24 protein-coding genes and 1 riboswitch are annotated in these 25004 nt (G+C 57.2%); of the genes, 16 read left to right on the plus strand and 8 right to left on the minus strand.

Translation table 11 applies throughout. The features are described from left to right. The first annotated feature begins 182 nt into the window (after positions 1-182). The 5 genes from RQI55_RS14110 to RQI55_RS14130 all read left to right on the plus strand — a co-directional run bounded on the left by RQI55_RS14110 (position 183) and on the right by RQI55_RS14130 (position 7887). The gene (locus RQI55_RS14110; RefSeq protein WP_243257981.1) at positions 183-1133 is read left to right on the plus strand and encodes a phosphoribosylaminoimidazolesuccinocarboxamide synthase; all 951 of its coding nucleotides are present in this window, start codon (positions 183-185) and stop codon (positions 1131-1133) included. Between the two features lie 110 nt (positions 1134-1243). Further along, positions 1244-1795: a TetR family transcriptional regulator gene (locus RQI55_RS14115; RefSeq protein WP_243258185.1), complete on the plus strand. Its 552-nt coding sequence runs from the start codon at positions 1244-1246 to the stop codon at positions 1793-1795. A 145-nt stretch (positions 1796-1940) separates the two neighbouring features. Then, the gene (locus tag RQI55_RS14120; RefSeq protein ID WP_243257982.1) at positions 1941-3161 is read left to right on the plus strand and encodes an efflux RND transporter periplasmic adaptor subunit; all 1221 of its coding nucleotides are present in this window, start codon (positions 1941-1943) and stop codon (positions 3159-3161) included. 43 nt (positions 3162-3204) lie between these two features. After that, complete coding sequence (locus RQI55_RS14125) at positions 3205-6294, plus strand: efflux RND transporter permease subunit (RefSeq protein ID WP_042620120.1); 3090 nt, start codon at positions 3205-3207, stop codon at positions 6292-6294. 141 nt (positions 6295-6435) lie between these two features. Further along, on the plus strand, positions 6436-7887 hold the full coding sequence (locus tag RQI55_RS14130) for an efflux transporter outer membrane subunit (protein WP_243257983.1): 1452 nt from the start codon (positions 6436-6438) through the stop codon (positions 7885-7887). 130 nt (positions 7888-8017) lie between these two features. Here RQI55_RS14130 and efp read toward each other — a convergent pair whose 3' ends face one another. Continuing rightward, positions 8018-8587 (minus strand): elongation factor P, encoded by a 570-nt coding sequence (gene efp, locus RQI55_RS14135; RefSeq protein WP_042620118.1) that lies wholly within the window; start codon positions 8585-8587, stop codon positions 8018-8020. A 248-nt stretch (positions 8588-8835) separates the two neighbouring features. Between efp and epmA the strand changes: the two genes are divergently transcribed. From epmA to RQI55_RS14150, 3 genes are all read left to right on the plus strand, one after another. Continuing rightward, on the plus strand, positions 8836-9900 hold the full coding sequence (gene epmA / locus RQI55_RS14140) for an EF-P lysine aminoacylase EpmA (protein ID WP_243257984.1): 1065 nt from the start codon (positions 8836-8838) through the stop codon (positions 9898-9900). Continuing rightward, the gene (locus RQI55_RS14145; RefSeq protein WP_243257985.1) at positions 9897-10949 is read left to right on the plus strand and encodes a lysine-2,3-aminomutase-like protein; all 1053 of its coding nucleotides are present in this window, start codon (positions 9897-9899) and stop codon (positions 10947-10949) included. The genes epmA and RQI55_RS14145 overlap by 4 nt, the downstream gene beginning before the upstream one ends. A gap of 380 nt (positions 10950-11329) precedes the next feature. Then, a complete protein-coding gene (locus RQI55_RS14150; protein WP_243257986.1) occupies positions 11330-11521 on the plus strand; it encodes a hypothetical protein in 192 nt (63 codons plus the stop codon). A gap of 65 nt (positions 11522-11586) precedes the next feature. Here the strand turns inward: RQI55_RS14150 and RQI55_RS14155 are convergent, their stop codons facing one another. Continuing rightward, positions 11587-11823 (minus strand): Lrp/AsnC ligand binding domain-containing protein, encoded by a 237-nt coding sequence (locus RQI55_RS14155; protein WP_042620128.1) that lies wholly within the window; start codon positions 11821-11823, stop codon positions 11587-11589. A gap of 238 nt (positions 11824-12061) precedes the next feature. Here RQI55_RS14155 and RQI55_RS14160 point away from each other — a divergent pair, with 238 nt between their 5' ends. From RQI55_RS14160 to modC, 4 genes are all read left to right on the plus strand, one after another. Then, complete coding sequence (locus RQI55_RS14160) at positions 12062-13345, plus strand: FAD-binding oxidoreductase (RefSeq protein ID WP_243257987.1); 1284 nt, start codon at positions 12062-12064, stop codon at positions 13343-13345. 128 nt (positions 13346-13473) lie between these two features. After that, complete coding sequence (modA, locus tag RQI55_RS14165) at positions 13474-14262, plus strand: molybdate ABC transporter substrate-binding protein (RefSeq protein ID WP_279290553.1); 789 nt, start codon at positions 13474-13476, stop codon at positions 14260-14262. Positions 14263-14316: 54 nt separating this feature from the next. Next, positions 14317-15018 (plus strand): molybdate ABC transporter permease subunit, encoded by a 702-nt coding sequence (gene modB, locus RQI55_RS14170; RefSeq protein ID WP_311273106.1) that lies wholly within the window; start codon positions 14317-14319, stop codon positions 15016-15018. After that, positions 15015-16091 carry a molybdenum ABC transporter ATP-binding protein gene (gene modC, locus RQI55_RS14175; RefSeq protein ID WP_311273107.1) on the plus strand — a complete coding sequence of 359 codons (1077 nt, stop codon included), beginning with the start codon at positions 15015-15017 and terminating at the stop codon, positions 16089-16091. Before modB ends, modC begins: the two co-directional genes overlap by 4 nt. On the opposite strand, the gene RQI55_RS14180 is transcribed toward modC, so the two are convergent. The 6 genes from RQI55_RS14180 to thiC are packed head-to-tail and all read right to left on the minus strand — an operon-like array spanning position 16085 to position 21267. Then, positions 16085-16450, minus strand: a complete 366-nt coding sequence (locus RQI55_RS14180; RefSeq protein WP_311273108.1) for a winged helix-turn-helix domain-containing protein — start codon at positions 16448-16450, stop codon at positions 16085-16087. The two genes, modC and RQI55_RS14180, sit on opposite strands and share 7 nt — an antisense overlap. Then, complete coding sequence (locus RQI55_RS14185) at positions 16447-17460, minus strand: P1 family peptidase (RefSeq protein ID WP_311273109.1); 1014 nt, start codon at positions 17458-17460, stop codon at positions 16447-16449. The genes RQI55_RS14180 and RQI55_RS14185 overlap by 4 nt, the downstream gene beginning before the upstream one ends. A 43-nt stretch (positions 17461-17503) precedes the next feature. Continuing rightward, positions 17504-18277: a thiazole synthase gene (locus tag RQI55_RS14190; protein ID WP_311273110.1), complete on the minus strand. Its 774-nt coding sequence runs from the start codon at positions 18275-18277 to the stop codon at positions 17504-17506. A gap of 3 nt (positions 18278-18280) precedes the next feature. After that, positions 18281-18478 (minus strand): sulfur carrier protein ThiS, encoded by a 198-nt coding sequence (gene thiS, locus RQI55_RS14195; protein ID WP_311273111.1) that lies wholly within the window; start codon positions 18476-18478, stop codon positions 18281-18283. Then, on the minus strand, positions 18447-19442 hold the full coding sequence (thiO, locus tag RQI55_RS14200) for a glycine oxidase ThiO (protein ID WP_311273112.1): 996 nt from the start codon (positions 19440-19442) through the stop codon (positions 18447-18449). The genes thiS and thiO overlap by 32 nt, the downstream gene beginning before the upstream one ends. Before the next feature lies 1 nt (position 19443). Further along, positions 19444-21267: a phosphomethylpyrimidine synthase ThiC gene (gene thiC / locus RQI55_RS14205; protein WP_311273113.1), complete on the minus strand. Its 1824-nt coding sequence runs from the start codon at positions 21265-21267 to the stop codon at positions 19444-19446. A 104-nt stretch (positions 21268-21371) separates the two neighbouring features. Next, positions 21372-21483: riboswitch (TPP riboswitch) on the minus strand. Between the two features lie 167 nt (positions 21484-21650). On the opposite strand from thiC, the gene RQI55_RS14210 reads away from it, so the two are divergent. The 4 genes from RQI55_RS14210 to RQI55_RS14225 are packed head-to-tail and all read left to right on the plus strand — an operon-like array spanning position 21651 to position 24990. Then, positions 21651-21902, plus strand: coding sequence for an acyl carrier protein (locus tag RQI55_RS14210; RefSeq protein ID WP_042620105.1), 252 nt, complete (start codon positions 21651-21653; stop codon positions 21900-21902). Continuing rightward, on the plus strand, positions 21902-23083 hold the full coding sequence (locus RQI55_RS14215) for an acyl-CoA dehydrogenase family protein (RefSeq protein ID WP_311273114.1): 1182 nt from the start codon (positions 21902-21904) through the stop codon (positions 23081-23083). The genes RQI55_RS14210 and RQI55_RS14215 overlap by 1 nt, the downstream gene beginning before the upstream one ends. A gap of 4 nt (positions 23084-23087) precedes the next feature. Continuing rightward, entirely contained in the window at positions 23088-23996 is a 909-nt protein-coding gene (locus RQI55_RS14220) for an amino acid--[acyl-carrier-protein] ligase (protein WP_243257995.1), read from the plus strand. Positions 23997-24003: 7 nt separating this feature from the next. After that, positions 24004-24990 (plus strand): DUF1839 family protein, encoded by a 987-nt coding sequence (locus tag RQI55_RS14225; protein ID WP_243257996.1) that lies wholly within the window; start codon positions 24004-24006, stop codon positions 24988-24990. Positions 24991-25004: the final 14 nt, after the last annotated feature.

The raw sequence follows: 25004 nt of genomic DNA on the forward strand, positions 1-25004 counted from the left end.
TACAGAAAAGTGGTAAGTGTCTGTTTTAATAAGATTATTTGATATCGTTTGGCTGACCGCCCCTCGAAACCCACAAAAAGCCAATACTGGTCCTTCCCTCTAAAACATGCGATAGGGTGATCCACGCTCTCAGGCTCGCCTGAGATAGTTATCGCCCTTATATAGAGAGATTGGACAATCCCGTGCGTGTTCTTGCCGAAGCCGTCATTTCCGAACTTCCCCAATATTACCGAGGCAAGGTGCGCGAGAATTACGACCTGCCAGATGGCAACCGCATCATTATATCCACCGATCGTCTCAGCGCCTTTGACCGCATTCTCACTTGCATACCATATAAGGGACAGGTTCTGACCCAGACGGCACGCTACTGGTTCGAACACACAGGCGATATCTGCCCCAACCATGTCGTCTCCTATCCTGACCCCAATGTGGTAGTCGGCAAGCGGCTCGACATTCTGCCTGTTGAGATCGTTGTGCGCGGATATCTGGCAGGCACCACCGGCACCTCCATTCTCACACTCTATAAGAAGGGCGTGCGGGACATGTATGGCGTGACCTTCCCTGAAGGCATGAAAGACAATCAGGCTTTGCCGACGCCGATCATCACGCCGACCAGCAAAGAGTTCGATGGCGGCCATGACGAACCACTGACGCCAGCCGAAATTATTGAGAAGGGACTGCTGACGCCGGATCAATGGGAGACCCTGTCACGATACGCTCTGGCCCTGTTCCAGCGCGGGCAGGAGATGGCTGCCAAGCATGGGCTTATTCTGGTCGATACAAAATATGAGTTCGGTACCGATGAAAACGGGACCATCATTCTTGCCGACGAAATCCACACACCAGACAGCAGCCGCTATTGGATGGCTGACACCTATGAGCAGGCCTTCCAAGAAGGCAGCCGCCCCCATAGCTTCGACAAGGACTTTGTCCGCTCCTGGGTGGCAGAACGCTGCGACCCCTATGCGGACAATATTCCAGAAATTCCTGAAGAGCTGCGGCTGCAGACCTCGAAGGTGTATATAGAGGCATATGAACGCATCACCGGTCACACATTCGTTCCCGATGATAGCGGCGCAACTCCCTTTGAGCGCGTGCGGCAGAACCTCCAGCGCTATATTCAGGAAACATGAGCGTGACGAAAGCGAGCGTCCCGACCTCATCAACGGTCAAAAACGAAACGACCGGTCGTAAAGCACGACCGCGTCGTTCAGCTGAAGAGACACGACGCGATATTCTCGCCATGACGGAGACATTGTTTCGCGACCGTGGCTTCGGCGCGGTCTCGATTGCGGATATCGCAGCGGCGCTCGGCATGTCGCCTGCCAATGTATTCAAGCATTTTCACTCGAAGAATGCATTGGTGGACGCAATATTCGTTCAGCAGATCCGACTGCTTGAACAAAAGATCCATCTGCTGGACGCCAGCCACGCGCCGATTGAACGCCTGCAGCATCTTGCACGCAAGCTTATGGAAAATCATAGGGGTGACCTGAATGATAATCCCTACATATTCGAAATGGTGTTGATGACTGCCAAGCGGGAGCTTGCATGTGGCCGCTATTATGAGAAAGTGGTCACTCAGAAGCTTGCAGACATTATCAACGACGGCGTTAATGCCGGTGTATATCAGCAGACCGACATCGAACATTCGGCCAGAACCGCTCTTTACGCCCTGACATGCGTATTGCACCCGGCTCTGATCGCCCAGGAAGATGTCGACATTTTAGCAACACGTTGTGAAGAACTCGTCAGATTTATTGATAGCGCCTTGAGATACGGGATTGCTAGGTGACGATAGGCTCTATACGTCACTTACCTATTCTATTTGTATCGTGGCTTCGCCATGAAAACCTTATACGCCTGATCGCACCACATTTTAGGTGCTTGCCTTCGACATCGGACAAACCGGGATTCGACCGCTGAACATGAGAAAAACGATGAAAAGACGTCTAGCCCCTCTATTCACCATCATGCTCATGGCAGGCGTCGTGGTCGGCTGCAGCGACAGTGAGGAAGCCAAGAAGGCTCCTGCACAGGGCGCGCAGCGTCCCCCTGCCCCGGTGAGCGTCGTTTCCATGAAAAAGAGCGACTATCCGCTGACTACATTGCTCGCGGGCCGGGCCGAAGCGTTCCAGAGAGCCGACATTCGCCCACGTGTAGGCGGCATCATCAAGCAGATTGCCTTCAAGGAAGGCAGCTTCGTAAAGTCCGGCGATATCCTCTACAAAATCGACGACGACACCTATCAGGCATCCTTCGCGGAAGCGCAGGCCGCGCTAGACCGCGCAGAGGTCAGTGTCCCGGCGGCTGAAGCGAATTTGCAGCGCTATGAGCGCCTTGCCAACAGCGGCGCATCCCAGAAAGAATTTGAAGATGCGCGCACCACATTGCTGCAGGCAAGAGCCTCCGTTGCACAGGCGCGTGCCACCTTGCAGACCGCGCAGATCAATCTGTCGCTGACGGAAGTTCGTGCCCCCTTCGACGGCGTGACCTCCGCCACCAACTTTTCAATAGGAAACGTGGTCACGGCCAGTCAGGCAGATTCGCTCGTCACCCTGCGCCAGATCAACCCAATCTACATTCAGCTGAACGAATCCAGCGTCAACCTGCTGCGCCTGCAGTCTGCGATCAAGGCCGGCAAGCTGGAGCGCAGCGACAATAGCGAAACGACGGATATTCGTCTGACGCTGGAAGACGGGTCCGAGTACCCCGGCGTGGGCAAGCTCGACATGTCGGAAATGGCCGTCAGCACAACGACAGGCACCGTTTCCATCCGCACCCTGTTCGACAATCCTGACAACGTCATTCTTCCGGGCATGTATGTGCGTGCCACGATCACGGTGGGTAAGGAAATCGGCTACCTTATTCCCCAGCGCGCGGCTGGCCGCAACGCCAATGGCGAGCTGACTGCAAAGTTCGTGACCGGTGAAAACAAGGTTGAGACCCGGACATTCACCACAAGCCAGCTCTCTGGAAACAACTGGCTTGTGACGGACAATGTTGCGGATGGCGACAAGCTGATTGCTGACGGTTTTCAATGGATAACAGACAATGCCGTGGTCGATCCCATACCGGTCGAGATCGATGAAAAGGGCTCCATCGTAGAAAAGCAGGCGGCACAGCCTGCCCCGGCTCCAGCTCCGGCGCCGAAATCATGATGTCTGAAGACATGCTCGGCAACATCGTGATCAGGAACTAGATATGTCAAAATTTTTCATTCGGCGACCGATCTTTGCTTGGGTCATCTCCATTGTCATCATGCTGGGTGGCGCGCTGGCCATCAGCACCTTGTCAATCTCGCAATATCCGGAAATTGCGCCGCCAACGATCCGGATCAGCGCAACGTACACCGGCGCCAGTGCCGATACGGTCCGCAAGACCGTCACGCAGATCATCGAAGACGGGATGACCGGTCTTGACGGCCTGACCTACATGAACTCGTCGTCCACCACAGGATCGGCAAGCATCACCCTGACATTCGATAACAGCGTCAATGGCGACATTGCCCAGGTTCAGGTCCAGAACAAGCTCCAGCTTGTGACCTCGCAGCTGCCGGCAGTGGTTCAAAATCTGGGTATCCAGGTCACCAAGTCGACGTCGAGTATCCTGCTCGTTGGTGCCCTTGTGTCTACGGATGGCAAGCGCTCTTCGGCTGATCTCGGCGACATTTTTTCGACGCAGATATCAGATCAGGTGAAGCGCCTGGAAGGCGTCGGCAATATCAATGCCTTCGGCTCCGCTTATTCGATGCGCATCTGGCTCGACCCTTTCAAGCTGAAGAAATTCCAGCTGACACCAGCTGATGTCACCTCGGCCATTCAATCACAAAACACGCAGGTGTCGGTCGGCTCGGTTGGCGGACTGCCTTCCGTTGAAGGTCAGCAGATCAACGTGACGATGACGGCCCAAAGCCAGTTGACGACCGTTTCCGATTTCGAGCGGATCATCCTCAAAGTCGACACGACAGCTGCCAATGTCCGCCTGAGTGACGTGGCCCGGGTTGAAATCGGCCAGGAAAGCTATTCCTCCACTTCACGCTCGAACCGCCAGCCCGCGTCCGGCTTTGCGGTCAACCTTGCCACCGGCGCCAATGCGCTGGATACCGCAGCTCTCGTCAAAGCCAAGCTGGCGCAGATTGCACCTGCCCTGCCGCAAAACGTCAAGGTCATCTACCCTTACGACACCACGCCGTTCGTTTCGCTCTCCATCGAGAAAGTCGTTCACACGCTGATCGAAGCCATCGTACTGGTCTTCGTTGTTCTCCTGGTCTTCTTGCAGAACCTGCGTGCCACATTCATTCCGATGATTGCTGTTCCCGTGGTGCTTCTGGGCACCTTCGGCATTCTTGCGCTCACCGGGTATTCGATCAATACGCTGACGATGTTTGCCATGGTTCTTGCCATCGGTCTGCTTGTCGATGATGCGATCGTGGTTGTTGAAAACGTTGAGCGCATCATGACCGAGGAGGGCTTGAGCCCGCTGGAAGCCACGGAGAAATCCATGGGCGAAATCACCGGCGCCATTGTCGGCATCGCCCTTGTGCTGACGGCTGTGTTCATTCCCATGGCGTTCTTCGGTGGCTCGACAGGCATCATCTACCGTCAGTTCTCCGTCACCATCGTGTCTGCCATGCTGCTCTCGGCCGTCGTCGCCATCGTGCTGACACCGGCACTTTGCGCCACGATGCTGAAGCCGGTTGATCATCATAAGAAGACCCGTGGTCCCGGCGCATGGTTCAACCGCAACTTCGACCGGACAACCACGGGATATGTGAATTCCGTAGGCTATCTGCTGAAGCGGCCATTGCGCGTGCTTCTCATGTTCGCAATCATCATCGGTGGTTGTGCATGGTTCTTCACACGGCTGCCATCGTCCTTCCTGCCTCAGGAAGACCAGGGCGTTCTGATGACGATCATTCAGTTGCCAAACGGCTCGACGAGCGCGCAGACCGCAAAGGTCATCGAAAAAGTCGAGAACTTTTATCTCGACAAGGAAAAAGACACGATCGACAGCATTTTTGCTGTGAACGGCTTCAGCTTCACCGGTAGCGGACAAAGCTATGCTCTCGTCTTTGCCAAGCTGAAGGACTTCGATCAGCGTACAGCGCCAAACATGGCCGCCTCTGCCATCGTGCAACGCGCAATGGGAACCTTCATGACTTTCCGCGAAGCGCAGGTCTTCCCGATCCTGCCTCCCGCCATTCAGGGTCTGGGCAATTCCAGCGGCTTCTCCATGTACCTTGTCGATAGTGGTAACCGGGGTTCGGAAGCACTGGTCAACGCGTCGAAACAGTTGATCCAGACCGCCAATGCCAGCGGCAAGGTCACAGCGATGCGCGCCAATGACCGCGATCAGGAAAGCCAGGTCAAGCTTGAGCTTGATCAGGAGAAGCTGGGCTCGATGGGCCTCAACGTTGCCGAAGTCAACACCATGCTGACGACGATCTTTGCGGGCAGCCGGGTCAATGACTTCACGCTGAACAACAAGATCAAGAAGGTCTATGTGCAGTCGGACGCGCCATACCGCATGCAGGCAGAAGACCTGAAATACTGGAATGCGCGCAATTCGAGCAATGAGATGGTGCCGTTCACCGCGTTCACCACTGCAAAATGGGTCAATGGTCTGCCATCCGTTTCCGCTTACAACGCTGCCAGTGCATTCTCGCTGGAAGGCGCCGCCCCTCCTGGCCTCAGCTCGGGCGATGCCTTGAACGAGGTGGAACGAATCGTATCTGAAATGGACGGCGGATATTCGGTGGCCTGGACGGGACTTTCCTATCAGGAACGGCTATCGGGATCACAGGCACCACTTCTCTACGGTCTTTCTGTTCTGATCGTCTTCCTGTGCCTTTCAGCCCTGTATGAAAGCTGGTCGATCCCCTTCTCCGTCATCATGGCCGTGCCGGTCGGTGTGCTCGGCGCCTTGCTGGCGGCACACTTCTTTGGTCAATCGAACGACGTCTACTTCAAGGTAGGCCTGTTGACGACGATTGGCCTTGCCGCGAAAAACGCGATCCTGATCGTGGAGTTCGCTAAAGAGCGTCAGGAGCACGGATTGTCTCTGCTCGACGCAACACTGGAGGCCGCAAAGCTCAGATTGCGTCCCATCATCATGACCTCGCTTGCCTTCATTCTGGGTGTCGTGCCGCTTGCAATCGCCAGTGGTGCAGGCTCCGCAGCGCAGAATGCAATCGGTATCGGCGTTCTGGGTGGTATGCTTTCTGCAACACTGCTGGGAATTTTCTTCATTCCATCGTTCTTCGTCATCATAAGGCGAATATCTAATCGTTAACAAACCAAAAATAGGCTAGCAAAGCAGGAATAGGCTGTTAGGAATATTGCTTATTATAAGCCGCATTTTCTCTGCCAATAACTGCGCTACGCTCGTTTCGACTAAGGTGCCGTGTGCGCCGAAATAAATTGGGATCACTCCATGCTGTCCATTCGCGCTACCCTTCCTCTGACCTTGCTCCTTCTGTCCGGCTGTGTTGTCGGGCCAGACCACAAGGCACCAGAGGTTCAGCTTCCTGCCAAATTCGCCGAGGGCGGAAAAGCCAGCAATGGCGATGTCGCAACCGTGGCATGGTGGAATGCATTCAACGACAGCCGTCTCAATGGATATGTCGCAACAGGCATGGCGCAGAACCTGACCGTTCTCCAGGCCATCGAACGAATCAATCAGGCAGAGTCCCAGATCACCGTCGCCGGTGCTGGCGCTCTTCCAAGCCTGACAGGCTCCGCCAACCATATCACGTCGCAGACCAAGGGCAGCTTCCCGTCCACCAGTTCGTCTGTACGCAACAGCACGGCTGGTGCTCTTGACGCATCCTGGCTGCTGGATCTTTTTGGCCAGTACCGTCGCTCCAAGGAAAGCGCGAGTGCTTCTCTGGATGCAGCCTATTCAACGGCTGACGTTCAGCGCCTGACGCTGATCTCATCTGTTGTCGCAGCCTATATCGATGTTCGTTATTATCAGGAACGTCTGGCCATCGCCCGCGCCAACCTGAAGTCCCGCCGCGAAACGCTTGACCTGACGAAGCTTCAGCTTGAAGCCGGTGCTGCGTCGCGTCTCGACGTCGTTCAGTCCGAAGGTCTGGTCAACTCGACAATTGCAGACATGCCGGGTCTCGAAACTGCCTTCCGCCAGGCGGCACACCGCATTGCAACCCTGCTCGGCATGCCGGCATCGTCGCTGGTTGTCGAATTGCAGCGCGGCGCGCGTCAGCCTGTCGCCCGCAAGGCACCGCTCACCGGTATCCCGGCTGACCTGATCCGCAACCGTCCCGATATCCGCGTTGCAGAGCGCAATCTCGCCGCGGCCGTTGCACAGATCGGCGTCGCCGAATCGCGCCTCTATCCAAGCATCACGCTGAGCGGCTCCATTTCTCCAAGCCTCGTGAACATTGCCAACAATGGCGCGCGCGGAACTTCGAACTCATGGTCCTTCGGACCAAGCCTCAACCTTCCGATCTTCGACGGTGGCAGCCTGCGCGCCAATGTCGACATCGCCAATTCGTCGGCCCGCGAGCAGTATCTCGTATGGAAGGCGACCGTGCTGAACGGTATCGAGGAAGTTGAAAACGCCCTTGCCGCCGTAACCCGCGACAAGCAGACGGAAGATGCCCTGCGCAAGACCGTCAACTCCTATCAGGAAGCTCTGTCGCTCGCGACCGCAAGCTACCGCGATGGTGCTTCGTCTCTGCTCGACGTTCTGGATGCGCAGCGTCAGGTTTCGACAGCCCAGGCAAACCTGGCAACAGCCGTTCAGAAAACCGCTCAGGACTATGTATCGCTCAGCGTTGCATTGGGTGGCGGTTACGCGGTCGGCGCGCCAACCACGTCTTCTAACGCACGCATTGCAGCCACCACTCCAAAGGGAATGTAAAGGCAGCAAACTGCGTCTGGTCACCATCAATCCCGTAACGAAAGTTGCGGGATTTTTTGTGCGCCATACAACAACAAAAAGCCCCGGATCGCTCCGGGGCTTTTGTAGAACAGAGTGATTGCTGCGAAGATCAGTTCTTCGCGCGCTCGACGTAGGAATTGTCTTCAGTCGCGATGACAACGCGAATGCCAGCGTCGATATGCGGTGGCACCATGGTGCGGATGCCGTTGGACAGCATGGCGGGCTTGTAGGACGACGATGCCGTCTGGCCCTTGACAACAGGTTCGGTCTCCATGATTTCAAGCGTCACGTGGCGCGGCAGGATGACGGCCAGAGGAATGCCTTCATGGATGGACAGAACGCAGGTCATGCCTTCCTGAAGATAGGCCTTCTGCTCGCCCATTGTCTCGGTATCCACGACGACCTGATCGTAGTTTTCAGGGTTCATGAAGTGGAACCCCTCGCCATCCTCATAAAGGAACTGGAAGTTCAGGTCTTCAACGAAAGCGCGCTCGACCTGCTCGGTGGTGCGCCAGCGTTCGGCAACCTTCACACCGTCGGAGATGCGGCGCATATCGACCTGCGTCACCGGTGTACCCTTACCAGGGTGGAAGTTATTGGCGTTGAGAACGACGTAAAGCTTGCCATCAACGTCGATGACATTGCCCTTGCGCACGGATGAGGCGATAACCTTGACCATAGGATTTCCTTGTAACTCAATGAAATGCGTCGTAAAGGACCGCGCGGCTGCATCGACCCGATGGACGTTTTGTGTGTTTTATGGGGCGCAACTACCCTAAATTCGGGACAAAGGCCAGCCTTCTAGAGCATTCAAGCGAAACTGCGGTGCGGTTTTCCGATGATTCAAGAGAACCGAGGCCACCGAAGTGCCGCAACAGCGCATTTTCCTCTGCTCCGCAAAAGAAACAACCGTGAAGAAGACCGCGAATGGGTAACAGCCTCCACACGACCTCTCCCTGGTGGACACCTGATGTTCATAGGGATCGCCGGCCCTTCCTGCTTGGCCGCAACGCCATACAGGCCGCATTCCGCGGATTCTTCGCCGCCCATGATTTTATCGAGGTCGATACGGCCACGTTGCAGGTTTCTCCCGGCAACGAAGCGCACCTCCACGCTTTCGCAACAACCGGGATAACGACCAGCGCAGAACACGCTCCTCTTTATTTGCATACATCGCCTGAATTTGCCTGCAAGAAACTGCTGGCAGCGGGCGAACCGCGCATCGCCTCTTTTGCCCATGTTTACCGCAACCGCGAACGTGGCCCCCTCCACCACCCGGAATTTACCATGCTGGAATGGTATCGGGCTGGCGAAACCTATGAAACATTGATGCGGGATAGCGCCCAATTGCTGGGCCTTGCCGCCGAGACCGCAAAGACGAAAACATTTCGCTATCGCAATGGCGAAGTCGATCCGTTTCTCGAGCCCGAACGTGTCAGTGTTGCCGAGGCCTTTTCCCGTTATGCGCAGATTGATCTTCTGGCCACGGTCGCGGCATCGGGCGAAACCGACCGTGATCATTTGGCGGCACTTGCGGTAGCCTCCGGCATCCGCATTTCCCATGATGATAGCTGGGCGGACATCTTCAGCCGGGTGATTGTTGAGCGGGTAGAGCCGCAGCTTGGCTTTGGCCGGGCGACAATTCTTGACGAATACCCCACCAGCGAAGCAGCACTTGCTCGCCGCTCTCCAAGCGATAGCCGCGTGGCAGAGCGTTTCGAACTCTATGCCTGCGGCGTGGAACTGGCAAACGCCTTTGGTGAACTGACCGATGCTGCCGAACAACGCCTGCGCTTTGAAGCCGAGATGCGCGAAAAACAACGCATCTATGGTGAAACATACCCAATAGACGAAGACTTCCTGGCCGCCCTGGCCGTGATGCCGCAGGCGAGCGGCATCGCGCTTGGTTTCGACCGGCTGGTCATGCTGGCCACGGGCGCGCCACGCATCGATCTCGTCATGTGGGCACCCGTTGCGGCCTACGGCTCATGACGGTGCGCAGCCTCAAATCGACAGCCGATCTGCTGGCCGCCGGTCTGGTGGACGAGGTGGAGCTTGAACGCATTCGCCCGGTCGCGGAACGTTACGCCATAGCGGTCACACCCGACATGGCGGCACTGATTGACAAGGCGGACAAGCTTGATCCGATCGGACTGCAGTTCATTCCAAGCGAAAAGGAGCTTCACAGCACCCCGGAAGAACGTGCTGACCCGATTGGTGATGAAGCCCACAGCCCCGTCCACGGCATTGTGCATCGTTACCCCGACCGCGTGCTGTTGAAGGCTGTCCATATCTGCCCGGTCTATTGCCGCTTCTGCTTCCGCCGCGAAATGGTGGGGCCGCAGGGCAATGGCACCATGACGAGCGATGAGATGGACGCGGCTCTGTCTTACATTGCAGCGCATGAGGAAATCTGGGAGGTGATTCTCACAGGTGGCGACCCGCTGGTGCTCTCACCCCGCAGGCTTGCCACCATCATGGAAGGCCTGAGGGCGATCAGCCATGTCAAGATCGTGCGCTTTCACACACGTGTTCCCGTGGTCGATCCCAACCGCATCGATGCGGAGCTGGTCGAAGCGTTGAAATCCAGTGGCAAGACGACCTATGTCGCGCTTCACGCCAACCATGCACGTGAATTCACGGCAGATGCACGCGCTGCCTGCGCACGGCTGGTCGATGCAGGCATTGCCATGATCAGCCAAACCGTTCTGCTCAAAGGCATCAATGACGACCCTGCTGTTCTGGCAGATCTCATGCGGGCCTTCGTGGAAGCGCGCGTCAAACCCTATTATCTCCACCATCCCGATCTTGCGCCGGGCACCAGCCACTTCCGGCTGGATGTGGAAGAGGGGCAGAGAATCGTCGCTGCGCTGCGCGGGCGCATATCAGGCCTGTGCCAGCCAACCTATGTTCTGGATATTCCCGGCGGCCACGGAAAAACCGTCATCAGCCAGACTGCGGTCGCGAAACATGCCGATGGTTGCTACACGGTTTCCGATTTCAACGGAAACGATCATGCCTATCCGCCGCAAGGCGCGTGATGACATCCGAAAATCACGGTTTTCCGGGGCCTTGACCAAATGGGCCAAAAGAAACAAAAATTTCACAATTCCGCCCCCGTCCTGTCATCATAAAGAAAAATATTCTACCTATATTGATCTTCATTGATTACGCTACTGATCTGGAGTATCAGTTCTTTCTGTTGGAGAGTGATTCTCCACCATGTCCAGATCAGCATCAGAGCAGGGAGAGTGTCATGTCTTACTTGAAACGCATCGCCGCAATCCTTGACCTAGGGTTTGCCTGGTCCGGCCGCACAGTGATGTGTTCCCGCTGCTGTCGAATGTGACCTAACAGTCATCCACTCTTAAAAATTCGATTCGACGAAATGCTGTGACGAGCCACAGCGGGAGTATGTATTATGCAAAGACAAGTTATTGAATTCGCGGGTGAGCCGGTTGGCATTGTTGTACCGGATGAGAACCGCCTGAAGTTTATCGCTGTAAAATTCCACGTGCATGACCTTGACGATCAACGTTTCGACAGCGCCGATGACGTGCGTCTTGCCATCCGCAACCTCGTGCGCAACCGCACAGTCGCGGCAATGATCTGAAAAAGCCACCTCAGTTGATGCAAAAAAGGCGTTGCTCCCCAGGGGAGCAACGCCTTTTTTCGTCGTCAGAACGCAGTGAAAGTCAGCGTCGTCAGCGAGCGCACAATGCCCGGAATGCTGACGATGTTCTCATTGATGAACTTGCCGGGATCCTGTTCCGGCGATAGGTAAATCTTCAACAGAAGATCATACTCCCCGCTGGTGGAGTACAGCTCGGAAACCAGTTCCGTCTTGTAGATGGCATCGGCAACTTCGTAAGTCTTGCCGGGTGTGCACTGAAGCTGAACGAAAATGGGCTTCATGATTTCTATCCCGTCATCAGTTGATGTGAGCGCTTAAGCGCGATCCTTCATGTGGGTGCACTATTGGCCGAGCTGGGCGCAGGATTCAAGCCTGACCGTCATTCCCATTGCAATCTCGCCTTCATATTCGTGCCCGGCATGACATGATGACGAGATGTCGGTTTTCACAGTGTCGCGGCGACTGTAAGCTGACCGTTGCGACATGCGCTTAAACCATCTGCTTCCTTGGGGCACTTCAATGTACAATGATCCTCGCTCTCATGGCCTTTGGGAAAAGACAGCGCCTGAGCCACCGATGACTAGCCCGCTTAAGACGCACGAGACAGCCGATGTCGTTGTGGTGGGCGCAGGCTTTACCGGCCTCTCCGCTGCCCTGCATCTGGCAGAATGCGGCATCCGCGTCATCGTTGTCGAGGCCAAGTCCATCGGCTTTGGCGGTGCGGGCCGCAATGTCGGCCTGATCAATGGCGGAATGTGGGTCATGCCCAAGGAGCTGCCGGATGTTCTGGGCCCCGTTTATGGCGAGCGATTGCTCGACCTTCTGGGCAACGCGCCCTTTGTTGTCAGAGACGTCATCGGCAAGCACGGCATTGCCTGCGAACTTGAAACGAATGGAACGCTGCACTGCGCCGTGGGCGAAAAGGGGCTGGCCGAGGTGCGCGAACGTTGCGCCCAGTGGGCGGCAAGAGGCGCTCCCGTGCGGGTTCTGGATGCGCAGGAAACAGCGGCCCGTATCGGCTCAAACGCCTATAGCGGCGCTTTGCTGGACGAGCGCGCCGGCACGTTGCAGCCGCTCGCCTATGTACGTGGCCTGGCAATGGCCGCGCAGAAAGCAGGCGTGACGATCTATACAGAAAGCCCCGTCATTGCCTGTGATGCAGATGGCGATGGCTGGGCGGTCAAGACGGCGCAAGGAAGCGTGCGGGCGGATTGGGTTATCGTTGCGACCGAGGCTTACAGCACCGGGCCGTGGAACATCATCCGCGAGGAACAGGTATATCTGCCCTATTTCAACTTCGCCACACGTCCCCTTGGCGACAACATGCGAAAGACCATTCTGCCGAACCGGGAAGGCTGCTGGGATACCAAGGAGATCCTGTCATCCTTCCGCATGGATCAGGCAGGGCGGCTTGTGTTTGGCAGCGTTGGATCCTTGCGCAACACCGGAACCGCCGTGCACCGCGCATGGGCCAAGCGGTCTCTCGCACGGCTGTTTCCGCAATTGGGCGATATGGATTTCGAATGCGAATGGTATGGCCAGATCGGCATGACCGACAATGCCGTGCCACGCTTCCACACATTCGCAAAAAATATCGTTGGCTTCTGTGGCTATAATGGGCGCGGAATTGCTCCCGGCACTGTTTTCGGCAAGACGCTGGCGGCCCATGTCACGGGTGACATCATCGAGGGCGATCTGCCCCTGCCGGTCACCGTTCCAAAGGCACAGAGCCTGCGGGTTCTGAAAGAAGCCTATTACGAAGCGGGCGCTCAGGTTGCACATTTCACCGGGGAGCGGTTTTAGAGCCTGCTTTTACAGCGTAAAATGATCCACATTCTTTCCCGATGATCGATATATCCTTGAAAACATAACGGGTGGCGCTTAAGTAGCTTATCCAGCGTTTCTTGAAAACAGGGTATATGGCCATGGGAATGTCCCGGCGTGTTCTCGCCAGAAAAACACTCGCGACCCTTTTTAGCGCGTGGCTCATCGCTGCTGGGCTTTCAGGCACGGCGATGGCGCAGGAAAAGCTCACTGTCTTTGCCGCAGCCAGCATGAAGAATGCGCTCGATGCTGCCAATGCTGAGTGGACAAAAAAGACCGGCATCCCGGTCACGGCATCCTATGCAGCAAGCTCAGCGCTGGCAAAACAGATTGAAGCGGGCGCTCCTGCCGATCTTTTCATCTCAGCTGATTTGGCGTGGATGGATTATGTGGAAGGTAAAAAGCTGATCCGTGCGGACAGCCGGACCAATCTTTTCGGCAACCAACTGGTGCTGATCGCACCATCCGATCAGGCGACACAGGTGAAGATCGAACCGGGTTTCGATCTTGGCCAGCGTCTGGGTGAAAACAAGCTGGCCATGGGGGCGGTTGAAACGGTTCCTGCCGGAAAATATGGCAAGGCTGCGCTTGAAAAGCTCGGCATATGGCCTTCCGTCGAGAACAAAGTCGCAGGCGCCGAAAGCGTCCGCGCCGCCCTCCTCCTCGTTTCACGCGGCGAAGCACCCTATGGCATTGTCTACCAGACCGATGCCGCCGCCGATCCCGGCGTTGCCATCGTCGGCACGTTTCCGGAGGATAGCCACGATCCCATCATTTATCCCGCAGCCATTCTGGCAGACTCGAAAAAACCCGCCGCACAGGCCTATCTCGATTTTCTGAAATCCTCAGCCGCTGCACCATTCTTTGAACAGCAGGGCTTTACGATTTTGAAGTAAGGTCTGAGATCAGGGTCGTTTGAGCGGGACCATAGAACCAGCAGGAATGGCAGAGTGGACTTGATATCGCTTACCCCGGAAGAATGGACGGCCATTCGTTTGAGCCTCTGGGTCTCAACCATTGCCATGCTGGCCAGCCTTCCATTCGGGATTGCAACAGCCTATGCGCTGGCGCGCGGACGGTTCTGGGGAAAATCCATTCTGAACGGCATTGTCCACCTACCGCTTATCCTGCCGCCTGTCGTCACAGGCTTTGTTCTTCTCATTCTATTTGGGCGCAGGGGCGTGATCGGCCAGTTTCTCGATCAGTCGTTCGGCATCGTCTTTTCCTTTCGCTGGACGGGTGCCGCACTCGCCTGCGCCGTCATGGCTTTTCCACTGATGGTCCGCTCAATCCGCCTCTCGATTGAAGCCGTGGATCGCAAACTGGAGGAAGCCGCCGGAACGCTCGGCGCAAGTCCACTCTGGGTGTTTCTGACGGTGACATTGCCGCTGACGCTGCCCGGCATCATCGCGGGAATGATCCTTGCCTTTGCCAAGGCGATGGGGGAATTCGGCGCGACCATTACCTTCGTGTCCAACATCCCCGGTGAAACACAGACATTGTCTGCCGCCATCTACACCTTCACGCAGGTGCCGGGCGGTGATGCGGGCGCGCTGCGGCTGACAGTCGTCGCCATCGCAATTTCCATGCTTGCCTTGCTGGCCTCTGAATTTCTGGCGCGATGGATCGGCAAGAAGGTCAGCGCCGAATGACCCTTCACCTCGACATCGAACACAGGTTTGGCGCCTTTACCTTGGAAGCAAAGCTCAGCGCTGGAACCGGCGTTACCGCCCTGTTTGGCCGTTCCGGATCCGGCAAGACCTCTCTTGTCAGGATCATAGCGGGCTTGACCAAACCACAACGCGGGCTGGTGGAACTGGATGGCGAAGTGCTGGCCGATAGCGCGCGACACATATGCATTCCCTGCCACAAGCGCCGCTTCGGCTATGTCTTTCAGGAAGCACGACTGTTTCCGCATCTCACTGTCGAGCAAAACCTGCATTATGGCCGCTGGTTTTCCGGTGCGTCGGCAAAGCCTGCTGAAAGTGCAGACATCGTAGAGATGCTGGGCATCGGCAGCCTGTTGAAGCGCCGTCCGGAAAACCTCTCGGGTGGCGAAAAGCAGCGGGTCTCCATTGGCCGCGCACTTCTCTGCGCGCCGCGCCTGTTGTTGATGGACGAACCACTGGCGGCGCTTGATGAAGCTCGCAAGGCGGAGATCATTCCCTATCTGGAGCGATTGCGGGACGAAATGAAAATCCCGATCATCTATGTCAGCCATTCCATCAACGAAGTCTCGCGTCTGGCAGACCGGATTGTCGTGCTGAAGAACGGGCAGGTGGAGATCAATGGTCCCGCCGCAGCCATTCTTTCCCGCCCGGCCTTCAGCACCCACCTTGAGCGCCGCGAAGCTGGCAGCATTCTCTCAGGCACCATCGAGGCTTTCGACAGGGAGCACGGTCTTGCAACCCTTCGCCTCACCAGCAAGGCCTTGCAGGTGCCGACCCAATGGGCTGAGGTTGGCCGGGCAGTTCGTGTTCACATTCCAGCGCGGGACGTGATGCTGGCAACTGTGAGGCCGGAGGGCCTGAGCGCCCTCAACATATTGGAAGGCTCCATCGCAGAGATCATGCCCGCATCCGACGGCATGGTCATGGTCCAGACGGATTGCGGCGGCGATATCATCCAGTCGCGCATCACGCAGCTTTCGGTGGAACGGCTGCGGCTTGAAGCCGGGATGCCGATCTTTGTCATCGTCAAGTCGGCGGCCTTCGATCCCTATTGAGGGGTCTGGCGGCGATTGGCTTCCAGCCACTCCATATCACCTTTCAATGCCTCAACGACACGCTGCTCCATAACCCGGCAGCGGGCCAAGAGCTCTTCGCCAAAAGGGGTCAACCCCGCGCCACCGCCCTGCTTGCCGCCCCGTTGTGATTCGATGACGGGCTGATGGAACATGTGGTTCAGCGCATCCACCAGCAGCCACGCACGGCGGTAGGACATGTCCATGGCGCGGCCAGCGGCGGAAATCGAACCCGTTGATACAATGAGTTCCATCAGCTGAATCTTGCCGCGTCCGAGCCGGTCATCAGGCGGAAAATCGATGCGCAAGACGGGTTTGAGTGGAGCCTTCATTTCGCTCATCTTGGATCAGCTCCGAAGCGGTCCTTCCAGGATCTTTGCGCACCGTCATGAGGCAGTGCCGTGGCTTCAAACACACCACGTGCGATGGCGCGCGCCATGACGAGGGTTGCCAGATGGCACAATTCAAGAAAATCTGCTGGCCCGGTCAGGGCCTCGCGGCCTGTAGCCGCCGCAAACATGGTGTCGCCATCGCTGGACAGATGCGATGGCAGAACGGCCCGCGCCAGACCGGTATGGGCCATGATGGAGAGGCGATGCGCCTGCGCTTTTGAGATGACGGCATCGGTCACCACAGCGCCAATCGTGGTGGCGGTTAGTGTCACGCCTTTGATCTGCATGGCCACATCGGCATCCGTAAAGGCTGGCGGCATGCCAAGCCCGCCAAACTCCTCACCCCTCTCAAAAGGTGCCGCCCAGAAATGATGGCCGCTTCCAACAGTGGCTGATCCCAGCGCATTGACGGCGACGATGGCCGCAATTCTATGGCCGGATGAGGTGACCGCGCTGGCAGAACCCAATCCACCCTTGACCGTCGCGGTGGTCGCGCCGGTTCCTGCGCCAATGGTGCCGAGCGCAAAGGGCGCCTTTGATGCCGCCTTGAAGGCCGAATAGCCCATGTCGCGGTAAGGGGAATGCAGACCCCAATCCTTGTTTCCGCCATTCAGAAGATCCATCAGGATGGCTTGCGGCACGATGGGAACACGGGTTGGGCCGACCGCAAAACCCCGGCCAAGCTCCCGCAATCCGGATTGAACACCGCCCGCCGCATCCAGCCCGAAAGCGGACCCGCCGGACAGAACGAAAGCATCCACGGTCTCAACCGTCATAGAAGGATCGAGAAGTGCTGTATCCCGACCGCCGGGCGCACCACCCAGAATGGAGCCGGATGCAATGGCCGGTTCATCGAAGACAATGGCGGTGACGCCAGATCCCAGAGCAAGATCCGTTGCATGACCAACGGCCACGCCATCAATATCAGTCAAAAGATTGTGCAAGAGCGGGCCCTCCATGGTTCTCCCGGTATCCCGCCCTTGGGCCCTGCTTGTCAACGCATCACGAAAACACAGCTGTTCCAATAACGGGCGTCGATGGAACAGCCATGTCACGCGGCTCAAGCAGACCTGACAGAAACCCTTCCCGACCCGCCGCAACGGCCTTTGCAAATGCACCAGCCATGATGACCGGGTTTCCGGCACCCGCCACCGCCGTGTTGAGAAGCACGGCATCGTAACCCAGCTCCATCACGGCAGTTGCATGTGAAGGGCGACCGAGCCCTGCATCCACAATCATCGGCACGTCTGGAAAATGGGCCCGCATGGAGCGCAGCGCGGTGATATTCAGCGGTCCCATCGCACTGCCTATCGGGGCGCACCATGGCATCAGCACCTTGCATCCCGCGTCAACAAGCTTTTCGGCCACGACGAGATCGTCCGTGGTGTAAGGGAACACATCAAACCCGTCATCCACCAGAATGCGCGCCGCCTCGACCAAGGCGAAGACATCCGGTTGCAGCGTATCGTGATGGCCGATCACTTCGAGCTTGATCCAGTTCGTCTTGAAGACCTCGCGTGCCATTTTCGCCGTCAGTACCGCTTCCTTGGCCGTATGGCATCCGGCCGTGTTGGGCAGAACGAGGCGGTCCAGCTCGCGGATCATCTCGAAAAACTGCCCGCCGGTCTTTCCACCCGCCGTTTCCCGGCGCAGCGAAATGGTCAGAATATCCGTTCGGCTGGCGCGGACGGCATCCGCCAGAACCGAAGGTGACGGATAGCGCGCGGTGCCCAGAAGCAGTCTTGAGCTGACCTCACGTCCATAAAGCGTCAACATGTTTTATCCTCCCTGCATGGGTGAGAGAATTTCGATCCGGTCGAAATCCTTGAGATGGAAGCCGTGCCTGTCTTCGGCATGGACCAGATCGCCATTAACGGCTGTCGCCAGCCAATCGCCTTCATAATCGAGGCTTGCCAGAAGCTGAGACAGGGTGTCGGCGCTGAGATCATGCTCTTGCCCATTGACGAGAATTTTCATGGGAAACCTCCTTATCTCCGAGAATATTTGCGGCCTGGATGGCCATGGCCGGTGAAAGCAGAAAGCCGTGGCGGTGCGCACCATTGATGAACAGCGTATTTCCGCTGCGGGTGACGGACGGCAGATTGTCCGGAAAGGCGGGGCGGATGCCGGTGCCCGTCTCGACAATCTTGGCTTCCGCGAACGAGGGATGGAGCGCATAGGCGGCGTTGAGAAACTCCATCATCGACCGCGCCGAGATCGGCCCGGCATCCTCGGTTTCAATCATGGTCGCACCCACCATGAAACGCCCCGGCTCACGCGGCACGACATAGAGGGGGATGCGGGGATGCAGCAGACGCACGGGCCGGGAAAGCGCGATATCGGGAGTGGAAAGATAGAGCATTTCACCCCTGACACCGCGAAGCTTTGCCAGCGAACCGAGCTTGGCATGGCCCGTGCAATCGACAATCCTGTCAAAGCCGGTTTCAGCGATGGCGTCTCCACCCAGATGAAAAGCAACACCCATCGACATCAGCCGCTGTTGCAACGCCACGATGGCCAGCCTTGGATCAAGATGACCTTCGCGCTCGAAGAAAAGCCCATGGCGGAAGCGCCCGCCAAGATCGGGCTCCAATGCGGCAATCTCCTCCTCGTTGACGCTGCGATGCTGGCTCGTGCGCGCGGCAAACCGGGCAAGCTCCGATTTGTCGCGTGCGGGGGCTACGACCAGCGTGCCGTTTCGCACAACAAGACCCGGCGTTGCCTCATCCCACCAGTCCAGCGCTGAACACCCAAGCCGGACAACGGCCTCATCGGCGCTTTCCCGCTCGCACCAGGGCGCCAGCATGCCACCGGCATACCAGGACGCTCCATGCCCCACCTTCGCTGCGGTGTCATGGATATCAACCGAAAGACCACGCCTGGCTATTTCCAGAGCGGCCGTCAGCCCCATGACGCCCGCCCCTTTGACGAGAATACGCATCTCACTCACCGGCAACGGGCGTATCGAGCGGCATATAGAGGCTGCCGCCCTGCTTGAATTTTTCCGCCATGGCCTCCAGCCCTTCCTTCTGTGCCTCGGCCCTGATGTCATGGGAGATGCGCATCGAACAGAATTTGGGACCGCACATGGAGCAGAAATGCGCAACCTTATGCGCTTCCTTGGGCAAGGTCTCATCATGGAAGGACCGGGCCGTTTCCGGGTCCAGCGACAGGTTGAACTGATCCTCCCAGCGAAATTCAAACCGCGCGCGAGACAGCGCATTGTCGCGGATCTGGGCCGCAGGATGGCCCTTGGCAAGATCGGCGGCATGGGCGGCAATCTTGTAGGTAATCACACCCACCTTCACGTCGTTACGATCAGGCAGGCCCAGATGCTCCTTCGGCGTAACATAGCAAAGCATGGCGGTGCCGAACCAGCCGATCATCGCTGCCCCGATGCCTGACGTGATGTGGTCATAACCCGGCGCGATATCGGTCGTCAGCGGTCCAAGCGTGTAGAAGGGCGCTTCTCCGCAGACCTTCAGCTGCTTATCCATGTTTTCCTTGATCTTGTGCATCGGCACATGACCCGGACCTTCGATCATCACCTGACAATCCTTCGCCCATGCGATCTGCGTCAGTTCGCCCAGCGTTTCCAGCTCGGCAAATTGCGCGGCGTCATTGGCATCGGCAATCGAGCCCGGACGAAGACCATCACCCAGCGAGAAGGACACATCATAGGCGCGGCAAATGTCGCAAATCTCTTCGAAATGCTCGTAGAGAAAGGATTCTTTGTGGTGATGCAGACACCACTTGGCCATGATCGAGCCGCCGCGCGAGACGATGCCGGTCACGCGGTTGACGGTCAGCGGAATGTAGTGCAACCTCACCCCGGCATGGATGGTAAAGTAATCCACCCCCTGCTCGGCCTGCTCGATCAGCGTATCGCGGAAAACCTCCCAGGTCAGGTCTTCGGCAATGCCACCAACCTTTTCCAGCGCCTGATAGAGCGGAACCGTTCCAATTGGAACAGGAGCGTTGCGGATGATCCATTCGCGGATGTTATGAATATTGCGACCGGTCGAGAGGTCCATCACCGTATCGCCACCCCAACGGATCGCCCAGACCATCTTGTCGACCTCATCCGCCATGGATGACGTCACGGCGGAATTGCCGATATTGGCGTTGATCTTGACGAGGAAATTGCGACCGATAATCATCGGCTCGGCTTCCGGGTGGTTGATATTGGCGGGAATGATGGCCCTGCCTGCCGCCACTTCCTGCCGCACGAATTCCGGCGTCACGTAATCGGGAATATGGGCGCCGAAACTTTCGCCGTCTCGAGCCAGCTTTTCCTTTACGGCTTCGCGGCCAAGGTTTTCGCGGATCGCGACGAACTCCATCTCTGGCGTGATGATGCCTGCCCGGGCATAGGCCAATTGCGTCACGGCCTTGCCGTCTTTCGCCCGCAGCGGCTGGTTTCGCACGGGAAACTCGGGCGTCAGCCTTTCGCCAGTGGCAAAGCCGTTATCTTCCGGTTTGACGTGTCTGCCCTCATAGGCCTCCACGTCACCCCGTGCCACGGCCCAGGCGTGGCGAAGGCGCGGCAAACCACCCTCGATGTCGAGCTTATGTTTGGGATCGGTGTAGGGACCGGAAGCGTCATAGACCGTGACAGCTGGCTCACCGGCTGTGGGGTGAAGGGCAATTTCGCGCATGGGAACGCGGATATCAGGGTAAAGCACGCCTGCCCTGTGAACCTTGGTCGAGGCAGGAAGCGGACCGGTGGTGACTGTGGGGGTGATGGTCTTGGCAACAATGTTCATCGTGAGGCTCCAAAGCAAAAGAGTTGGAGACCCAGTTCGAGCATGAAAGACGAAAAACCACGGGCAAACGGATGTATGACGTGATCCGTAGCAGCCAGGCTGCTGTCTGCGCGTGTGCACCGTCCCTACGCCAGTATGAACTGGATCAGGTTCAACGGGTCACTGCGCATCGTAGCAGTATCTCAGCCCCTTGACGGGACACCCCTGGTGAATGCGCCAATGAGAAACCCGTGAGCATGATTTGTCAAGGCGTTACCAAACCTGCGCCGAAATCAAACCTAGTCACGACAAATTAACCTAGCCGTTTATTCCAATTTTATTTTTTAAAGCGTAATTCCGATATTGAGCTATGATCGTGCTTACTCGACTGGAGACTACTTGAAATGAATTCAACTATTCGTGAAATACTCTCGAAATTCGGCCAACTTCCTGTTCCCGTTGATACAATTGCAGATGAAGCAGATCTTTACGCTGCGGGACTTTCTTCCTTTGCCTCGGTGCAGCTGATGCTCGGACTGGAAGATGCTTTTGATATCGAGTTTCCAGACAGCATGTTGAACCGCAAATCTTTCGCCAGCATTTCCGCAATCGAAGCGACCGTTAAAACCATTCTTGATGGGAAAGAGGCTGCCTGATGGACCTGTCCGTGGCCACAAGCGATGCAACGCTGTCCGTTAGAGCAACGCGCGTGGCCGCGATCGCTGCGCGCCACGCAGACGATGTCGACGCGGCAGGGCGCTTCCCAAAGGAAGGAATCGCAGCGCTTCGACAAGAGCGCTTGCTTGGCATTCAGGTTCCCGTCCATCTGGGCGGCGAAGGCGCAAGCCCAAGCGAAATCACCGATATCTGCTGCACGCTGGGGCAGGCCTGCTCCGCGACAGCAATGATTTTTGCCATGCATCAGATCAAGGCATCGAGCCTTGTCGAGCATGGGGAAGACAGTGAATGGCACAGCGCCTTCATGCGCCGCATGGCCGATGAGCAATTGTTGCTGGGTTCAGCCACAACAGAAGGCGGCATTGGCGGAAATCTGCGCAACTCGATCTGCGCGATTGAGGTGGATGGCGAAGTTTGCCGTCTTGAGAAAGATGCAACGGTCATTTCCTACGGCAGCGAAGCCGATGCAATCCTGATCACCTCTCGGGCCCATGCCGATGCTGCGCCAACAGACCAGGTGATGACGGTGTTCCTGAAGCACCAGTACAGCCTTGAAAGAACCCATATCTGGAACACGCTCGGCATGCGTGGCACCTGCTCGGATGGCTTTCTGTTCAAGGGGCAAGCCCCGTCGCAGCAGATTTTCCAGAAACCCTTTGCCGAAATTGCGGCGCAGTCCATGCTGGCTACATCGCATCTTTTCTGGAGCGGTGTGTGGTACGGCATTGCGGCTGATGCTGTTGCCCGTGCGCAGGCCTTCGTTCGCGCTGCTGCCCGCAAATCGCCTGGTGTCGCGCCTCCGGGTGCCATTCGTCTGGCAGAGGTTTCCAACAAGCTGCAAATCGTCAAATCGAACATCATCGCTGGCCTCAAGGCCTACGACCAGACCAAGGACGACCCTGAGACACTCATGTCTATGGCTTTTGCCATCGCCATGAACAATGTGAAGATATGCTCGTCCGAAACCATTCTGGAAATCATCAACCATGCCATGCTGATCTGCGGCATCATGGGATACAAAAACGGGACGCCTTATAGTCTCGGCAGACATTTACGCGATGCGCATTCAGCGCAGCTCATGATTTCAAACGACCGCATATTGGGCAATTCTGCCAATCTCCTGCTCGTTCAGAAGCAGGACATCAGCCTTTTGGGATAAGACCATGGACATGCAGACTTCCTTTCTCGATCGCCTGTTCGACAAAGGGCTTTTGATCGATACCGGCGTGGACGGCCTTTATGGTCGAAGCGGCCAGTTCGAAGACGTCATCGTTGCTTTCGAGCGCTTGATCGACAGGGTCGGTGGCCCGGATAAGGCCGAAGCCATTCGCTTCCCGCCCGGCATCAACCGCGCCTATTTCGAAAAAAGCGGCTACATGAAGAGCTTTCCGCAGCTGGCGGGAACCGTGCATTCCTTTTGCGGCTGCGAGCTGGACCATGTCAGCCTGCTGAAAAGCATGGATGACGGCACCGACTGGACCAAGGACCAGAAGGCAACGGACATCGTTCTGACACCGGCGGCCTGCTATCCGCTCTATCCGACGATTGCCAAGCGCGGCGCCCTTCCCGCAGCCGGTGGCCTTTACGACATCCAGTCCTACTGCTTCCGCCATGAACCCTCCAAGGACCCTGCCCGCCAGCAGCTTTTCCGCATGCGTGAATATGTTCGCATGGGCACGGAAAGCGACGTCACGGAATTCCGCCAGTTGTGGATGGATCGCGGCGTGGAGATGATGGAGAAGGTAGGCCTCGACGTGAAAATCGACATTGCCAACGACCCGTTCTTCGGACGCGCAGGCAAGATGCTGGCCAACAACCAGCGCGACCAGAACCTGAAATTCGAGCTGTTGATTCCGGTCACCTCAACCGAGAACCTGACAGCCTGCATGAGCTTCAACTACCATCAGGATGCGTTCGGCGCGAAATGGGGCCTCAACCTCAGCGATGGCGCGGTGGCACACACGGCCTGCGTAGGCTTTGGCCTTGAACGCATTGCGCTGGCGCTGTTTGCAAAACACGGTCTGGATGTGGACGCATGGCCGCAGCCGGTGCGCGATACGCTTTGGGGCTAAGGCTGGCATGACAAGCATTTTTCCGGCTCTGGACGCTGCACATTATGGTCCCCATCCGCTTCACTCACTGGAGCGGATGTGGCCGGAAACGAACTGCTATGTCGACGTGTGGATCGAGCTTCTGGCCGCCAGCGGATATGCGCCGGAAGCCATGCTCGGCTTCACCCTGACCCAGGATTTTGAAGGAGACCAGTTCACCTTCTTCAAGGTACCGCTGGAAGATCTCGACGCGCTCTACGGCATCCGCGTGACGGAGCTTGCGATTTTCGACAGGCTCGAAAACCACATTGCAGCACAGTTGCAGCGGGGCCGCATCTGCCTCATCGAGATGGACAGCTTCTACATGCCCGATACAAAGGGTGTGGGATATCGCCATGACCATGGCAAGACGACGGTTGCCATCAACCGGATGGATCTTGAGAACCGCAAGCTCGAATATTTTCACAATGGCGGCTATTTCGCGCTTCAGGATGAAGATTTTTCGGGCATCTTCCAACAGCATCTTGGGGATACCGACCTGCCTTTCCTGCCCTACACAGAATTTGCCAAATTTCCCGAACACCGTGTTTCAGAGGGAGAAACCCGCAAGGCCGCTGAACGCCTGCTAGCCCACCATTTCGCACGGCGTCCCAGACACAATCCCATCAAGGCGTTCGCGGCTGTCTTCCCCGCACAGGTGGAAGAAGTCGCTGATCGGCCTTTCGGCTTTTTCCACAAATACGCCTTCAACACGCTGCGCCAGTTTGGTGCCAATTTTGAACTGGCGGCCAGCCATCTGGAGTGGATGGGGGGGGAATCGCGGTTTGGCAAGGCGGGAAGCCACGCATTACGTATATCCGAAGTGGCAAAGTCGGTACAGTTCCAGCTTGCGCGGGCCATTGCGCGCCGCAAGTTCGAACCCCTTGCCACCGCGCTCGACCCCGCTATTGCCGCCTGGGACGAGCTGATGGGCGCATTGGAGACATCTCTTGCCACGACAAGCGAGGCGGCGTGACAGCGCCATCCGCC

The organism is Rhizobium sp. WCS2018Hpa-16 (assembly GCF_031843705.1).
GTDB classification, from domain to species: Bacteria; Pseudomonadota; Alphaproteobacteria; order Rhizobiales; family Rhizobiaceae; genus Agrobacterium; species Agrobacterium tumefaciens_C.

Bases quoted from the DNA above. Each gene is read 5' to 3' on its own strand.
- RQI55_RS14125 (WP_042620120.1), top strand. From the start codon at position 3,205: ATGTCAAAATTTTTCATTCGGCGACCGATCTTTGCTTGGGTCATCTCC.
- thiC (WP_311273113.1), bottom strand. From the start codon at position 21,267: ATGAACATTGTTGCCAAGACCATCACCCCCACAGTCACCACCGGTCCG.
- RQI55_RS14185 (WP_311273109.1), bottom strand. From the start codon at position 17,460: ATGGAGGGCCCGCTCTTGCACAATCTTTTGACTGATATTGATGGCGTG.
- RQI55_RS14220 (WP_243257995.1), top strand. From the start codon at position 23,088: ATGGACATGCAGACTTCCTTTCTCGATCGCCTGTTCGACAAAGGGCTT.
- RQI55_RS14225 (WP_243257996.1), top strand. From the start codon at position 24,004: ATGACAAGCATTTTTCCGGCTCTGGACGCTGCACATTATGGTCCCCAT.
- RQI55_RS14190 (WP_311273110.1), bottom strand. From the start codon at position 18,277: ATGTTGACGCTTTATGGACGTGAGGTCAGCTCAAGACTGCTTCTGGGC.
- RQI55_RS14180 (WP_311273108.1), bottom strand. From the start codon at position 16,450: ATGAGCGAAATGAAGGCTCCACTCAAACCCGTCTTGCGCATCGATTTT.
- RQI55_RS14120 (WP_243257982.1), top strand. From the start codon at position 1,941: ATGAAAAGACGTCTAGCCCCTCTATTCACCATCATGCTCATGGCAGGC.
- RQI55_RS14115 (WP_243258185.1), top strand. From the start codon at position 1,244: ATGACGGAGACATTGTTTCGCGACCGTGGCTTCGGCGCGGTCTCGATT.
- epmA (WP_243257984.1), top strand. From the start codon at position 8,836: ATGGGTAACAGCCTCCACACGACCTCTCCCTGGTGGACACCTGATGTT.
- modA (WP_279290553.1), top strand. From the start codon at position 13,474: ATGTCCCGGCGTGTTCTCGCCAGAAAAACACTCGCGACCCTTTTTAGC.
- efp (WP_042620118.1), bottom strand. From the start codon at position 8,587: ATGGTCAAGGTTATCGCCTCATCCGTGCGCAAGGGCAATGTCATCGAC.
- RQI55_RS14145 (WP_243257985.1), top strand. From the start codon at position 9,897: ATGACGGTGCGCAGCCTCAAATCGACAGCCGATCTGCTGGCCGCCGGT.
- RQI55_RS14130 (WP_243257983.1), top strand. From the start codon at position 6,436: ATGCTGTCCATTCGCGCTACCCTTCCTCTGACCTTGCTCCTTCTGTCC.
- RQI55_RS14215 (WP_311273114.1), top strand. From the start codon at position 21,902: ATGGACCTGTCCGTGGCCACAAGCGATGCAACGCTGTCCGTTAGAGCA.
- RQI55_RS14210 (WP_042620105.1), top strand. From the start codon at position 21,651: ATGAATTCAACTATTCGTGAAATACTCTCGAAATTCGGCCAACTTCCT.
- RQI55_RS14155 (WP_042620128.1), bottom strand. From the start codon at position 11,823: ATGAAGCCCATTTTCGTTCAGCTTCAGTGCACACCCGGCAAGACTTAC.
- RQI55_RS14160 (WP_243257987.1), top strand. From the start codon at position 12,062: ATGTACAATGATCCTCGCTCTCATGGCCTTTGGGAAAAGACAGCGCCT.
- RQI55_RS14150 (WP_243257986.1), top strand. From the start codon at position 11,330: ATGCAAAGACAAGTTATTGAATTCGCGGGTGAGCCGGTTGGCATTGTT.
- thiO (WP_311273112.1), bottom strand. From the start codon at position 19,442: ATGCGTATTCTCGTCAAAGGGGCGGGCGTCATGGGGCTGACGGCCGCT.
- thiS (WP_311273111.1), bottom strand. From the start codon at position 18,478: ATGAAAATTCTCGTCAATGGGCAAGAGCATGATCTCAGCGCCGACACC.
- modC (WP_311273107.1), top strand. From the start codon at position 15,015: ATGACCCTTCACCTCGACATCGAACACAGGTTTGGCGCCTTTACCTTG.